Genomic DNA, 15627 nt, shown 5'->3' on the forward strand with positions numbered 1-15627 from the left:
ATTATAGTTCTCCTTTCAATTCATTTAATTTTACAGTCTTTTGTAAACCAGTTTCAAAGTTCTTAATGGATACACTATTATTCTTGTATTCATCTTCACCTAGTATTAAAACACGAGCAGCATTTAACTTATTAGCCTTTTTCATTTGAGAACTAAAGTTTTTAATAGTATATTCATAATTAATTTCTACATCACAGTCTTTTAATTCATTTAAGACATCGAACAAGTAATCTTTAGTTTCTTCAAAGTAGGCTATAAAGATTTTTTCTTTCTTTTTAGGTAGTAGGGTTTCATCTAGTAATAGTAAGATTCTTTCTATACCAGCAGCAAAACCAATAGCAGGTATAGACTTATTCGCTAAATTTTCAATTAGCTTGTCATATCTACCACCACCTAATACAGTTGATTGAGAACCTAATGCGTTTGATTTAATTTCAAATACAGTATCGCTATAATAGTCCAAACCACGTACAAGCTTGTTATTAACCACATATTTAATATTAAATTTATCTAGGTAGTGTAAAACATCTTTAAAGTACTTGGTACTTTCATCATCAAAGTAGTCGTATAAGCTAGGTGCATTACTAACAATTTCATCATCATCTTTAGAATCTAAAACTCTTAATGGATTTTTATAGCATCTAACTTTAGATATTTCTGATAATTTATCATAGTTTTTAATTAAGTATTCTTGTAGAGCTTTAATATATTTAACTCTAGATTCCTTATTCCCCAAACTATTAATTTCAAGAGTTAAATTTTTAATACCTAGCTTATCTAAAAATTCTAAAGCCATAGATATTAGGCTTGCATCAAGTAGGGGATTTCTAATTCCAAAGCATTCAACACCAGTTTGATTAAATTCTCTATATCTTCCTTTTTGAGGAGCTTCATATCTGTACATACTTCCGTAATAGTACCATTTTGTAACTGGTTGTATGTTGTATAATTTAGCTTCTAAAAATGCTCTTACAGCACCAGCAGTACCTTCAGGTCTTAGTGCAACATTTCTATCACCTTTATCTTTGAATACATACATTTCTTTAGAAACTACATCTGTTTCATCACCTACAGATCTTTTAAATAGGTCTAGTTCTTCTAATATGGGTGTAATTATTCTTGAGTAACCATATCTTGTAAATACTTCATCAGCTGTCTTAGTTACAAAAGAAAACTTATCCATATTATCATAGTGTATATCTTTCATACCTTTTAAAATTTGTATCATTTAATAATCTCCTTTACAAATTTTAATATTTCATTTTGAATATCTTCTATATCTTTTATACTATCATTTATTGTACAATTAATGATTTTCATATCGTACATTTTAGCAATTTTTTTTGTAACATCATATGCACGCTTTTTTTGTTTTTCATCAGCTTCTAATATATCTTTTTTCATACTTCCATTTATTTTGTTTTTTCTATTTTTTATAAGAAGATTTGAATATGTATAAGGCATATCCAATAGAATTATTAAGTCTGGAGTAGGAAGGTTAAATTTATTCCATTCAAGATCTATTATCCACTTATTGTATTCCATAAATTCTTTTTCATCTGTTATACGATTACCTTGGTGTATAATATTAGAAATAGTATATCTATCTGCTATTATTATATACCCTTCGTTATATAGCTTTTCCCATGTAGTCTTAAATGAAGCATATCTATCAACAGCATAGAAGGTAGATGATGCAAAAACATTTACATCATCGTTATTACCAAATTCACCATTTAAGTACATTTTAACAGGATAACAAGCATTACTTTCATAATTAGGGAAAGTAATTTTTTTAACCTTATACCCTAAATTTGATAAATTCTCATACAAAAGATTAGATTGTGTTTGTTTACCACTACCATCAGTACCTTCTATAACAATTAATTTTCCTATCATAATAGATTGATACCTGCTTTTTCACAAGCTTCTTCAATATCTTTTGTCCAAAGAGATGCTTGAACTTCACCTATATGGGCAGTTTTTAAGAATAACATACAAATTCTTGATTGACCTATTCCACCACCTATAGTTAATGGTAATTCATCATTTAATAGCATTTTATGGAAGTTTGATTGTTCTTTTACATTAGCTTTTTCTAATTGTTCTAATAAAGCTTGTTTATCAACTCTAATACCCATAGAAGATAATTCATATGGTATATCTAAAACTTCGTTATATACAATAATATCTCCATTTAATTTCCAGTCATCATAGTCAGGAGCACGTCCATCATGTTTTTGTCCATTAGATAAAAGATCTCCTATTTTCATAATGAAAACAGCACCATATTTTTTAGCTATTTCTTTTTCTCTTTCTTTTGGACTAAGATTAGGATACATATCTAATAATTCTTGTGAAGTTAAGAAGAAAATGTCTTTACTTAAGAATTTTTTGTAATCAGGTATTTTTTTAGATAACATATCTTCAGTTCTTAAAAATACACTGTATATTTTTTTAACCATAGTTTTTAAAAAGTCAATATTTCTATCTTCTTTAGTTATTATTGCTTCCCAGTCCCATTGGTCAACGTAAATAGAATGTAGATTATCTAATTCTTCATCACGTCTAATAGCATTCATATCTGTGTAAATTCCATAACCAGTTTGTACACCATATCTTTTTAGTGCAAATCTCTTCCATTTTGCAAGAGAGTGAACTATTTCTATTTGTCTTCCTGGTTCTTCTAACATATCAAAGCTAACTGGTCTTTCAACACCATTTAAAGTGTCATTGAATCCAGATTCTTTTCTAACGAAAAGTGGTGCAGAAAGTCTTGTTAATTTTAACTCTTTTGCAAGTTCTACTTGAAAGAAGTCTTTAATTAATTTAATTAATATTTCTGTTTCAAGTATAGTGTGTTTTGATTTATATCCTTTAGGTATAATTGTGTTTGCCATAAGTGTCTCCTTTTATTTTGTTTTATTTTATCATATCTAATAAGTCTTGTTCTGTTAGTATGGCAATATTTAATTTCTTTGCTTTTTCTAACTTAGAACCAGCTTTATCACCAACAATTAAGTAATTTAAATTTTTTGATACACTAGATAAGTATTTACCACCGTTAGTTATGATTATATCCTTTATTTCATCTCTTGTAAATTCTTTAAGTGTACCAGTTGCAAGAAATGTTTTTCCACTAATGTATTTATTGTATTTTTTTTCTTTTTGTTTTGTTTCAAGTACAAAGCCTATTTCTTGCAAGCCTTTAATAAGCCTTATATTATTTTTTTCTTTAAAGTATTCGATGATAGAAGTTGCAACCTTATCACCTATACCCTTTATACTAACTAAATCATCAAAGCTAGCATTAATTAGTTTATCAATATCTGTAATATTATCACAAATTAGATTACTTGTAGTTTTACCTACATAGGGTATACCTAAAGAATAAAGTACAGTACTAAAAGAATTAGACTTAGATTTTTCAATATTACCTATTAAATTATCTACATTTTTTTGTCCCATCTTATCAAAGGTAATTAATTCATTTTTAAAATTATGTAGGTTGTATATATCCAATATATTAGTAATTAAACCAATATCAATTAATTTTTTAACTATTTTTTCACCCAATCCCTTGATATTCATACAGTCTCTTGAAGTGAAATATTCAATAGATCTCATAATTCTTTCAGGGCAGAAGGGGTTAATACATTTAATAGCAACTAATTTATCAGATTTATATAGTTTTTCATTACAAGCAGGACAAAATTTAGGTTCTATAATTTTTTCTTCTAAACCTGTTCTTTTTGAAAAATCAACATTAACAACTTGTGGTATTATTTCAGCAGCTTTTTCAACCAAGACAGTGTCGTGAATTCTAATATCCTTTTTTTCTACTTCATCAAAATTATGCATTGATGCCCTTTTAACAATAGAGCCAGAAAGATTAATAGGCTTAAAATTAGCTACTGGAGTTATTACACCAGTTCTACCTACTTGATAGTCAACTGATAAAATTTTGGTATATAGTTGATCTGGTTTAAACTTATACGCTATTGCCCATTTAGGACTTTTAGCAGTATAACCAAGCATATCATATGTAGATAAGTCATTAACTTTTAGAACAAGTCCATCAGTTTCAAAGTCTAATTTTTTTCTTTTTATGTCCCATTCGTCTATAGCTTTTTTCATACTTGAAAAATCAGTATATGTTTCAAAAACATTGGCAGTTTCAAAACCTAGTTCTTTTAAAAGATTGATACTTTCAAGGTGAGTAGTAATGTTAAAATCTTGTGTATTTATTACATAGTATAGGAAGCAAGAAAGTTTTCTACTTGCAACTATACTTGAATCTAATTGACGTATAGTACCACTAGCTGCATTTCTTGGATTAGAAAATACTTGTTCACCATTAGCTTCTCTATCTCTATTGATTCTGTTGAATTCAGAAATAGGTAAGATTATTTCACCTCTAACTTCAATGTCTATATCTTTTTTTAAAATTTTAGGTATATTTTGTATTTGATAAACATTATCTGTAACATCTTCACCAAAAATACCATCTCCACGAGTTAAGGCTAGTACAAGTTTTCCTTTCTTGTACTGTAAATCTATACTAAGTCCATCCAATTTTAACTCTAATACATAGATAACAGGTCTATTTAATATTTTTCTAACCCTAGTATCGAAGTCTTTAATATCTTCTATACTATATGTATTAGCAAGACTTAGCATAGGTTTATTATGTCTAACTTTAGTAAATTTTGTATTAACAAAACCACCAACAACTTGAGTGGGTGACTTTTGATTTTTGTACTCAGGATGTAGTTTTTCAATATCTTCAAGTTCTTTTAAAAGCTTATCGAATTCTTCATCAGAGATTAGTGTTTCACTTTTTTCATAATAGTAATATGAATATTTTTCTACTAATTCTTTTAATTTTAAATATCTATCTAGCATTATTTTGCTCCAGAATAATTAGGTGCTTCCTTTGTTATAATTACATCGTGAGGATGTGATTCTTTAAGTCCAGCATTAGTAATTTTAACAAACTTACCATTAACTTTTAATTCAGCGATAGTCTTTGTACCACAGTATCCCATACCAGCACGTAGTCCACCACATAATTGAAATACTGTATCCTTTATACTACCTTTAGTTGGAACCATAGATTCAATACCTTCTGGGACTAATTTATCTGTTGCAGCTTCTAATTGGAAGTATCTATCTTTACTTCCTCTTTTCATTGCAATAAGAGATCCCATACCAACATAACTCTTGTAACTTCTACCGTTGTATAAGATTTCTTCACCAGGTGATTCTTTTGTACCAGCTAATAAGCCACCAAGCATTACACAATCAGCACCAGCAGCTAAAGCCTTAACTATATCTCCAGATAACTTTATACCTCCATCAGCTATTACTCCTATGCCTTTAGAATTACAGTATTCACTAACTTCCATAACAGCACTTAATTGTGGCATACCAACACCTGCAACAACACGAGTTGTACAAATTGATCCAGGTCCTATACCAACTTTTACAGCATCACAACCAGCATCTATTAAGTCTTTTGCAGCTTCTTTTGTTACAATATTACCACCAATTAGAGGTAGGTTAGGGAAAGCTTTTCTAATTTCTTTAATTTTTTCTATGACACCTTTAGAATGTCCATGTGCAGAGTCTACTGTAATTATATCAACACCAGCTTCAACTAAAGCTTCTACTCTTCTTAGAGTATCAGTACCTATACCAACAGCAGCACCTACTCTTAATCTACCTTTTTTATCTTTACAAGCATTAGGGTAGTTTACAATATTATCTATGTCTTTTATAGTAATTAAACCTTTTAATATTTTACCTTCTACTATAGGTAATTTTTCTATTCTATTTTCAAGCAAGATATGTTTTGCTTCTTCAAATGTAATATCTGTATTAGCAGTAATTAGGTTATCTTTAGTCATTACATCAGTAACTTTTGGAGTTAAATCTTCTCTATATTTAATATCTCTATTTGTAATGATACCTAAAAGTTCATTTTTATCGTTTATTACAGGTAATCCAGATACCTTGTATTTTCTCATTAAATCAACAGCATCTTGAAGTACTGAATTTACATTTAATGTAATAGGATTTGTTATCATACCACTTTCAGAACGTTTAACTCTATGAACTTCTTCTGCTTGATGTTCTATAGTCATATTTTTGTGTATAAAACCTATACCCCCAACTCTTGCAAGACTAATTGCCAGTCTTGATTCAGTAACTGTATCCATCGCAGCACTTAGTATAGGAACATTTAGTACGATATCTTTTGTTAGATTAGTTTTTAAACTTACTTCACTAGGGATTACACTAGATGCTTGTGGTATTAGTAATACATCATCAAATGTTAATCCTTCGGCTATAATTTTACTCAATTTTCTCCTCCTAACCAGTTTATTGTACTCATGGTACTAACAAACGATTTACCATTTAGAAAGTCATTAGGATTTTCTAAATTAATGTTATTTGATGGGTGATTGTGCATAATCTTTTTACCAGATAATATGTATTTTTCAAATTGTTGACTATCTTTTCCCCATAATAGGTATGTTATATTAGGATTTTTTATAGAAATATATTTAATTAAGTCCTTACATATATCATCCCAGAATTTATGGTGTGAACTAGGTAGTCCGACTTCTACTGTTAGTGCTGTATTAAGTAAAAGCACACCTTGATCAACCCATGATTTAAATAGTTTATCGGGTGGTAAAATTTTAAATTTACCTGTTTCTATATCTGCTAAAATTTCATTAACATCTTTTAATTCTTTAGTATATGAATAGTAAAGTAATCTTAGTATATTTTTAAGAGATTTATTTACTAATTTTGTTCCCCATGATTTTGTCTTAATCTCAAAGGCTAGCCCTGTTGAAAGATTAGGTTGTGGGTAAGGTTCTTTACCTAGTATACAAACTTTTTTATCCATGATACTAGTTTCTAATGCCTTGAAGATATTATTATCATGTGGAGAATAGCTCTTCTTATTCATATTTAATTTTTTTAAGAAATTCTCGATAATAGAAACCTTTTCTGTTGTGAAAAACTCTGTATAGTCATGATGAATATTGTACATTTTCATAAATTTACCTACAACAGAAGTATTATCATCATCAACTATTAGGATAATAGCAATTTCTCCATCTTCACTAAGTGCATAAAGCGTATCTTCCTCGATGTATAGGAGTTTTTTTATTTCACTTTTAAATACCTTTATTTTACTAACTACTTTAAATTTATCATTAGTGACTATAATCTCACCCATAGAGTTTCCAAAATAGAACCACTCATCATCATTTTCAAGATATGTTATCTTATACTCTGAAATATGGCTGTAATCATAAATTTCACTTGTAGAAGCATCCCATATTTCTACATATCCATCCAATTTTGTCATAAGTAGATTAATACCTACAAGTTTTATAAATATATTATTATCCTTAGAAGAGATATTACTAATTTCTTCTAAATCGGCTGTAAATATACGGATATTATTAGAGTTTTCATCAGTTTTTCTGCTTTTTAGTATTACATTTTCGTTATAGATATATACAGAATAATTATTGCTATATATATCATCAAGTTCTAGTTCCTTTTTAGTCTTATTTAATGTATCAATAAGGCATAATTTTGATGAACTAGAGTCTATATATACAATTTTACCTAAAGGACTAACTGCAATAGATAAAATTGTATTAGTAGGTTTAAAAATGCAATCTATTATTTTTTTAGTAGAACTATCGCATTTATATACTTCATTTTTTGATGTTGTGATATAAAAAGTAGAGGAAGCAAATAATTGATTTTCCTCTTTAATATATCGTATATTATCACTGTTATTTATTTTTCTTTTAAAACTTTTAATCTCCTTATATTCTTTATTATAGAAAGTAAGTTTATCACCAACTGTAATAAGTGTATTTGTAAGAGGATTAATTTCAAAATCCCTAGTTTTTAAACTAGGAGTTATATATTGCTTTAATATGAGTTTCATATATTATCCTAACACTTAATAATTTCTATGTATTTAATAGTTGTTTTTATCTTGTTTATAAACAAATGTTCGAATTCTGTTTTAATATTATCATGTCTTAGTTCGGTAGAGTGTAAATCATCTGTATTAAACACCAACTTATACTTCTTATTCTCACTAATAAGTTTTAAAACAGAGTTGTAATAATCAGTATGATCAGTTTTGAAAAATATTTTACCATTTTCTTTTAATATGGGGTATAGTTTTTCCAAAAGATCGTTTGACAATATTCTTTTATGTTCTTCATTTTCCCATGGATCAGGGAAATTAATATATACACCAGATAATTCACCATTATCTAAGAATTTATCTAGTTTATTTGCATCAATTCTAATAAATTTAACATTATTAAGACTATGATTTTTTGCCTTTCTACTAGCATAAACTAAACGTTTAAGTCTTAATTCATCACCAATATAGTTACATAAAGGTTTTTTACTAGCTAATTCTATTAGAAAATTACCACTACCAGAACCTATTTCTAAAAATATGGGGTTGGTATTATTAAATACTTTAGACCAATTCTTTTTGAAAGATAAAATTTCTTCTTCATCAAAATATAGGAAAGATTCATAGTTAATCATCTCAAACATATATTGATTGTAGTGGTTTTTAGGTTTATTAAAAAAGTATGTCCAAAGTTCTTTTCCTTTGTATTCTATCATTAGTTAACTACATCCTTGTCATCTTTTTTGTATTTTTTAACTTCTTCATCTAAATGATATTTTTCTGAAATACTTAGTATGTATTCGTTAGTTCTTTTATCCATTTCTTGTTGGAATAAGTATGATGCAATGTTGTTGTATGCAACTTGTATATCTACACCTGAAAAATCATTTGTGTGATCTACATAGAACTTACTTACTTGTTCTTCAGTTATTTTAATATCTTTAGAACAGATGTGGTTAACGTAGTATTTAATTCTAACTTCTTTTTTAAGTATATCTATATCTTTTGCATACTTATTGAAGAAGTCTATTTTATTAGCTTCTATTGTTAGTAGTTCAAAAAGAACCATAGTTTTAATTAATTCAGGATCTCCTTTAGAAAAGATAATATCTTCCTTTTTTAAAGTTACAGTATCAGCCATATTATGAACTAAATTAGTAACTAAATCTTGTTCAAGACCATAGTTTACTTCAGCATTTAATTGACTCTTAATTATTTCATGAGCCTTTGTAAAAGGTATGTTTTGATTATCAAAATATGCCTTATCCTTGTTATATCTGTCTATAATAGAGTTTTCTGTGACAATAACTCTAGGTTCTACAGTTTTGTGCATGTATAAACGTATTATTTCATTTTTTTCAAGATATTTAATTTCTTCAGCTTCCTTTTCGTTAAATTCATAATTGTAGCTTTCGTTATATATCGCTCTTGAAACTAGAATATTTTTTATAGCTTCTTCGTTATACTCTACAGCTTTTAATTCATCACTAGTCATCTCAAGTGTTAACATAATTCCTCCTAATATATAAAAATGGTACCTAGGAAGGGACTTGAACCCTTATGGATTTCTCCGTCAGATTTTGAGTCTGATGCGTCTACCATTTCGCCACCCAGGCACCTAAATGACACCCTATTTTATTAAATTTAGCCTAAAATGTCAAGTTCATATTTAATTGTATAGGGCAATGGTCTGAACCTAAAACATCTGAATGAATTATAGAATCTTCAATTTTGCCTTTTAAGTTATCTGAGACAACGAAGTAGTCTATTCTCCAACCAGTATTCTTAGCTCTTGAATTTTGTCTATATGACCACCAAGTATACATATTTTCCATAGTAGGGTATAGGTATCTAAATGTGTCAACGTACCCGTTATCTATTAAATTACTAAATTTATTTCTTTCTTGTATAGTAAATCCAGCATTTTTTGTGTTTGTTTTTGGGTTTTTCAAGTCAATTTCATTATGTGCAACATTTAAATCCCCACAAACAATTACTGGCTTTTTTTTCTTTAATTCATTCAGGAAGTTAAGGAAGGCATCTTCCCATTCCATTCTGTAGTCTAGTCTTAAAAGTCCATCTTTTGAGTTAGGTGTATAGACAGTTACAAAGAAAAAGTCATCGTATTCAAGAGATATTACCCTACCTTCTTTGTCATGTTCTTCTATACCTATACCATATTGAACATTAAGTGCTTCTTTTTTTGTAAAAATTGCTGTTCCAGAATATCCTTTTTTTTCTGCATAGTTCCAATACAATGTATATCCTGGTATAGAAAAGTCTATTTGACCACAAGACAACTTAATTTCCTGTAAGGCTATAATACTAGGATTTACTTCATTGAAAAAATCCATAAATCCTTTTTTTAATACAGCCCTAAAACCATTAACATTCCATGAAAAAAGTTTTAACATATATTACTCGCTTTCTATTAATTCCTTAATTTTACCAGTTTTCTTCCAGTGTGCAGCTATATACACAAAAGGTGTATCACAAAGTGCTACAATAAATTTAAGTGCATAAGTTGTAAAGATGAAAGAAAGCAGAGTCTTAGTATCTACTACCCCTATAAACGCTATAACTGTAAATACTACACTATCAATAATTTGGCTGAATATGGTACTAAGATTGTTTCTTATCCATATAGATCCAAAGCTTGGGAAAACCTTTCTTATCGCTTGATATGAGTATACGTCTATAAGGCTTGATGCACCATATGCCACAAGAGATGCGAAAGTTAAACGATACAATGGTGTGAATAAAGCTTCTAAGTGCGGTTGTAATGTATCAATAGGTGTAGGTGATATTTTTAAAGCTATGTTCATTATAACCGTCATAAATATCATTGTTAAAAATCCCATACTAACAATATGTTTTGCGTATTTTTTACCATAATTTTCAGATAAAATATCAGCAACTAAGAATATACCCCCATAAGCAATGTTTCCCATAGTAGCATCTATGCCGAATAGACATATAAATTTATTGACTTGTATATTAGCTACAATGATAGAAAGAGGTATAAATAACATAAGTCCAATTTTACCCCATTTTTTGTAAGCGTACAGTATAAAACCGTAATTAACTACTAAATAGCAAAACCAAATAAGTTCGTTTCTTCCCATAAAATCTCCTTTTAAAAATATTTATTAAATAATAACATAAAATATTTTAAAACACAAACTATGCTTGACTATGAATATTAAATTATATATAATTTACTTAACTAAAAAAAGGAGAATAAGCTATGTCAGATAATTTGAAAAATAAGTTACATCCTATGACAAAAAAAGGTATAATCAACTTTATCAATAAGAACAATATTAACAAAAAATATGAAGAAAAGATTAATAATATAAAGACTTTAGAAGACTTAAAAGTATTTTGTGAAGATATTAGAAATAAAGAAGGAAAATTAGCTGAATATATTGATTCTAAGATAGAAAGTAAGCTAAATTCTAAAAAGGAAGTCAAAGAAGTAAAGGGAAGATTTTATTTAGAATTTGACAGTAGTGTAATTCAATTTTTACAAAATACCAGAAAGTTAGAAGATATAAAGGCTGATACTAAAGAAGAAAAAGAAGTATTAGAATTATTAACTAAAAATAAGATTGATAAAGTTTTAGAAAAAATTTCTAATATTAGAAAAGAAAATCGTGGTAAGATAAATATACATGCATACTGTATAGATGGTTTAGTAAGACTAGTGGACGCATGTATTAGAAATTTAAATTTAATTAATAGAGAATTTGGGAAAAGAGGAGAATTTACAGAAGTCTTAACAGTTACAGAAAGCGATAAAGTTTTAACTAAGGTTGCATTTGATTTTTATTGTATGAATATAGAAGAAATAGAATTATCAAAAGAACAATGTGACTATATCTTCAAATACTTAAAGGGTAATAATGTTAAAAAGAATGTAATAAAAGCTTCTGATATCAAGACAGTAAAAGATTTTACAGATAAGATAAGAGATATTTTTGTAGATTTACTAGAAGGAAATAAAGAAGCAGTTGTTGACTTTTATTCAATACTAAAGACATTTAATTTATTCATTATGTTAGCATAAAAAAAGAGCTAGTAGTTAATTCTACTAGCTATTTTTTTAAACTCTTTGCAAGTTCAATAATCTTACTAACCGAATAGCATTTAGATAATTTTTTCATATTATCTACCATCTTTTCATAATATTCCTTATTATCCTTTAAAAATTTAACATATTCAGGTATATAGTTAATATTACGTATTTCTAGTGCCATATTTGATTCAACAAGGAAGCTTGTATTTTCTTCTTCTTGACCAGGTATGTAAAATGGTATTAGCATAGGTATATGCTTATTAATCGCTTCACTAGAAGTTAGACCACCAGGCTTTGTAATGATCAATTTAGATCTATCCATAATTTCACTAACCTTATCAGTAAATCCATATACATTAGCTTTTCCTTCGATAATATCCTTAGTTAAAATCTTAGTTATTCTTTTTTGCAATTTAATGTTTTTACCACAAACCACATCTAATGTTATATCCAAATTAGAATGCATCAATGTATCAACAACATTTTCCATTTTTTTAAGACCTAAAGATCCACCCATAATTAATATATTAAAGCTATTATCATCTTTTTTAGAAGTAGTATTTCTAAATTCTTCTTTTACTGGTATACCAAATACAAATATTTTGTCTTTATCAATACCTTTGTTTATTAAAGTTTCTTTTGTATAATCACTACCAGTGATATATGCATCTACTTTTTTGTCTATATAAGTAGAGTGAGCTTTAAAGTCTGTAATTATCTGTATGTATGGTATTTTAAAATGAAATAGTGTTTTTAATTGTGAATAAATCGGAACACCAAATGGATGTGTTGAGATTATTACATCTGGTTTTTCTTGTTCCAAAATTTTTTTTAGATTCAATTCGTAGTGTATAAAGGTATTCTTTAAAATGAATTGATTAACAAAGTCGATGTCAGATATTTTGTATAATAGGCTATATGCTTTTAATAGGTTAGAATTTAATAAAAAATCATAACCTTTTTCAACAATCTTAAATTTAGATTTTGAAAAAAGCCCATAAACAATACAAGTATCTCCATCTTTTTCTATTTCTTTTTTCAAGTTGTTAGCAGCTTGAATATGACCACCACCTGTTGCAGCGGTTAAAATTAAATACTTCATAAAATCTCCTGAATTTAAAAAAATACTTTAAACTATAGCTCAAAGTATTTAAAGAGTTATGGTGCCCAAACGCGGAATCGAACCACGGACACAGGGATTTTCAGTCCCTTGCTCTACCGACTGAGCTATCTGGGCAAATGGCGGAAGTGACGAGACTTGAACTCGCGACATCTTGCGTGACAGGCAAGCACTCTAACCAACTGAGCTACACCTCCACGTATGGTGGTCACAATTGGGCTCGAACCAATGACCCCCTGCTTGTAAGGCAGGTGCTCTCCCAACTGAGCTATGCGACCACACTTACTAGCATAGTGTACAATAAAAAAAACCTATTGTCAACAAAAAAATATTTTGTGGGGAATAATTTGCGAAAAAATCATATAAGTGGTAAAATAAAAAGTAAAAAGCATTTTTACGAAACAATTATTATGGAGGGATTAATTTGAAACATCATATTGAAGAACTGATAAGCGAAGAAAAAATCGCAAAAAGAATTGAAGAATTAGGAAAACAAATTTCAGAAGACTTCAAAGATGAAGAGGTAATTTTAGTAGCGTTATTAAGAGGATCAGCCCTATTTTTAGCTGACATTTCAAGAAAAATTACAAGTAAATGTCGTATAGATTTTATGTGCGTTTCTAGCTATGGTAATGAAATGAATACTAGTGGAAATATCAACATAAAAAAAGATTTAGATGAAGATATTTGTGGTAAAAATGTATTGATTATAGAAGATATAATAGACACAGGTACAACATTATACAAAATAAAGGAATTTCTATTACAGAGAAATCCCAAAACCCTTAAAATTTGTACTCTATTAGACAAACCTTCAAGAAGAATACATGATGTTAAGGTAGATTACATAGGGTTTACAATACCAGACGTATTTATTGTAGGATATGGTATAGATTATGCACAACAATATAGAACATTACCTTATTTAGGAGAAGTTGTGCAAGATAAAGAATAAGTTAGTTGAACAATAATTTAAAATATGATATAAAATTGTTGTAAAGGAAATTCGTTTCAAGAAAAAAAACAGTATAAATAGTTACTTGCCTAGTAACTATTTTTTATACACAAACTATTTACTTTTTTATGAATAATAGTGTAATATATGTATGGAAAAATAGAGCAAATTAAATAATATAAAAGGGCTAAATTTTGGAGTTGTACAGGAGGAAGAATAATGGATAAAACATTTGTAGTAGTTGGAACACAATTTGGTGACGAAGGTAAAGGTAAGATTATTGACGTTTTAGCACCAACAGCAGATTATGTTGTTAGATTTCAAGGTGGGAATAATGCAGGGCATACTGTAGTAGTAGGAAAAGATAAATTTGTATTACACCTATTACCATCAGGTATAATTAGTTCAAAAGGTAAGTGCATTATAGGTGCTGGAGTAGTAGTAGATATTAAGGTCTTACTAGAAGAAATGGAAGAATTAGAAAAAAGAGGATATGACTTATCTAATTTATACATCGATGAAAGAGCACATATAATATTCCCTTATCATATTGCAATTGATAAAGCTAAAGAAGAAGCTTTAGGGGAAAACAAGATTGGGACTACACAAAGAGGTATAGGTCCTTGCTATAACGATAAAATTGCAAGAAATGGTATAAGAATAGGAGATCTTTTAGATAAAGATAGATTTAAAGACAAACTTTTATGGAACTTAAAAGAAAAGAATGACATTTTAACAAGATACGGCAAAGAAACTTTTGATTTTGACACAATGTATAATGAATATATGAAGTTAGCAGAAAAGATTTCTAATAGGGTTGTTGACTGCGTTAGCGTATTAAATAATGCAATAGAAAAAGGTGAAAGAGTTCTATTTGAAGGTGCACAAGCCTTAATGTTGGATATAGACTTTGGAACATATCCATATGTAACAGCTTCATCACCAACAGCAGGTGGAGTATGTACAGGTACAGGTGTAGGTCCTAAGAAAATAGATAGAATATTAGGTGTAATGAAAGCATACACAACAAGAGTAGGTGAAGGTGTATATCCTACTGAACTATTAGATGATTTAGGAGAATTAATTAGAAAAAAAGGATATGAATACGGAGCTACAACAGGTAGACCAAGAAGATGTGGTTGGTTAGATCTTGTTATGGGTAAATATGCAACTATGATAAATGGTTTAACTGATATAGTATTAACAAAAATAGATGTATTAACAGGATTAGAAGAAATTAAAGTTGCTGTAGGTTACGAAATAGATGGTAAGGTATATGACAGTTATCCTAGTAGCTTAAGACAATCTAAGAAATTTAAAGTAATATACAAGACATTTAAAGGATGGACTGAAGATATTACTAATATCAAAGAATACAGCGAATTACCTGAAAATTGTAGAAAATATATTGAGTTTATAGAAAATCATTTAGGTGTTAAGGTATCATTAGTATCAGTAGGGCCTGAAAGAACACAAAATATATATAGAAGTGAGTTTTAAGT

14 protein-coding genes and 4 tRNA genes are annotated in these 15627 nt (G+C 28.4%); 3 read left to right on the forward strand and 15 right to left on the reverse strand.

What is annotated here, in order from left to right; genetic code table 11:
• Position 1: 1 nt before the first annotated feature.
• The 11 genes from hisS to IMK15_RS02400 form a co-directional block, all read right to left on the reverse strand.
• On the reverse strand, positions 2-1228 hold the full coding sequence (gene hisS / locus IMK15_RS02350) for a histidine--tRNA ligase (RefSeq protein ID WP_192941745.1): 1227 nt from the start codon (positions 1226-1228) through the stop codon (positions 2-4).
• Positions 1225-1896: a dTMP kinase gene (locus IMK15_RS02355; RefSeq protein ID WP_046329313.1), complete on the reverse strand. Its 672-nt coding sequence runs from the start codon at positions 1894-1896 to the stop codon at positions 1225-1227. Before IMK15_RS02355 ends, hisS begins: the two co-directional genes overlap by 4 nt.
• Positions 1896-2900, reverse strand: a complete 1005-nt coding sequence (asnA, locus tag IMK15_RS02360) for an aspartate--ammonia ligase (RefSeq protein WP_192941746.1) — start codon at positions 2898-2900, stop codon at positions 1896-1898. The genes IMK15_RS02355 and asnA overlap by 1 nt, the downstream gene beginning before the upstream one ends.
• A 22-nt stretch (positions 2901-2922) precedes the next feature.
• Positions 2923-4905, reverse strand: coding sequence for an NAD-dependent DNA ligase LigA (gene ligA / locus IMK15_RS02365; protein WP_192941747.1), 1983 nt, complete (start codon positions 4903-4905; stop codon positions 2923-2925).
• Entirely contained in the window at positions 4905-6365 is a 1461-nt protein-coding gene (gene guaB, locus IMK15_RS02370) for an IMP dehydrogenase (protein ID WP_192941748.1), read from the reverse strand. Before guaB ends, ligA begins: the two co-directional genes overlap by 1 nt.
• The gene (locus IMK15_RS02375) at positions 6362-7984 is read right to left on the reverse strand and encodes a uracil-DNA glycosylase (RefSeq protein WP_192941749.1); all 1623 of its coding nucleotides are present in this window, start codon (positions 7982-7984) and stop codon (positions 6362-6364) included. Before IMK15_RS02375 ends, guaB begins: the two co-directional genes overlap by 4 nt.
• Positions 7985-7992: 8 nt before the next feature.
• Complete coding sequence (gene trmB / locus IMK15_RS02380; protein ID WP_192941750.1) at positions 7993-8688, reverse strand: tRNA (guanosine(46)-N7)-methyltransferase TrmB; 696 nt, start codon at positions 8686-8688, stop codon at positions 7993-7995.
• A complete protein-coding gene (locus IMK15_RS02385; RefSeq protein ID WP_046328935.1) occupies positions 8688-9482 on the reverse strand; it encodes a hypothetical protein in 795 nt (264 codons plus the stop codon). Before IMK15_RS02385 ends, trmB begins: the two co-directional genes overlap by 1 nt.
• A gap of 22 nt (positions 9483-9504) precedes the next feature.
• Positions 9505-9588: transfer RNA gene (locus IMK15_RS02390), tRNA-Leu, on the reverse strand.
• A gap of 33 nt (positions 9589-9621) precedes the next feature.
• Positions 9622-10386, reverse strand: a complete 765-nt coding sequence (locus IMK15_RS02395) for an exodeoxyribonuclease III (protein ID WP_192941751.1) — start codon at positions 10384-10386, stop codon at positions 9622-9624.
• 3 nt (positions 10387-10389) lie between these two features.
• Entirely contained in the window at positions 10390-11097 is a 708-nt protein-coding gene (locus IMK15_RS02400) for a queuosine precursor transporter (protein ID WP_046328933.1), read from the reverse strand.
• A 122-nt stretch (positions 11098-11219) separates the two neighbouring features.
• On the opposite strand from IMK15_RS02400, the gene IMK15_RS02405 reads away from it, so the two are divergent.
• Positions 11220-12041, forward strand: coding sequence for a hypothetical protein (locus IMK15_RS02405; RefSeq protein WP_192941752.1), 822 nt, complete (start codon positions 11220-11222; stop codon positions 12039-12041).
• A gap of 28 nt (positions 12042-12069) precedes the next feature.
• Here IMK15_RS02405 and IMK15_RS02410 read toward each other — a convergent pair whose 3' ends face one another.
• The 4 genes from IMK15_RS02410 to IMK15_RS02425 form a co-directional block, all read right to left on the reverse strand.
• A complete protein-coding gene (locus IMK15_RS02410; RefSeq protein ID WP_192941753.1) occupies positions 12070-13152 on the reverse strand; it encodes an MGDG synthase family glycosyltransferase in 1083 nt (360 codons plus the stop codon).
• 59 nt (positions 13153-13211) lie between these two features.
• Positions 13212-13287, reverse strand: a tRNA-Phe gene (locus IMK15_RS02415).
• Between the two features lie 3 nt (positions 13288-13290).
• Positions 13291-13367 (reverse strand) — tRNA-Asp (locus tag IMK15_RS02420).
• A gap of 5 nt (positions 13368-13372) precedes the next feature.
• Positions 13373-13448, reverse strand: a tRNA-Val gene (locus IMK15_RS02425).
• Positions 13449-13594: 146 nt separating this feature from the next.
• Here IMK15_RS02425 and hpt point away from each other — a divergent pair.
• Together hpt and IMK15_RS02435 are read left to right on the forward strand one after the other, a co-directional pair.
• Positions 13595-14125, forward strand: a complete 531-nt coding sequence (gene hpt, locus IMK15_RS02430) for a hypoxanthine phosphoribosyltransferase (RefSeq protein ID WP_192941754.1) — start codon at positions 13595-13597, stop codon at positions 14123-14125.
• A 219-nt stretch (positions 14126-14344) separates the two neighbouring features.
• Positions 14345-15625, forward strand: coding sequence for an adenylosuccinate synthase (locus tag IMK15_RS02435; RefSeq protein WP_046328929.1), 1281 nt, complete (start codon positions 14345-14347; stop codon positions 15623-15625).
• Positions 15626-15627: the final 2 nt, after the last annotated feature.

Origin of the sequence: Sneathia sp. DSM 16631 (assembly GCF_014892235.1) — a bacterium.
Taxonomy (GTDB): domain Bacteria; phylum Fusobacteriota; class Fusobacteriia; order Fusobacteriales; family Leptotrichiaceae; genus Sneathia; species Sneathia vaginalis.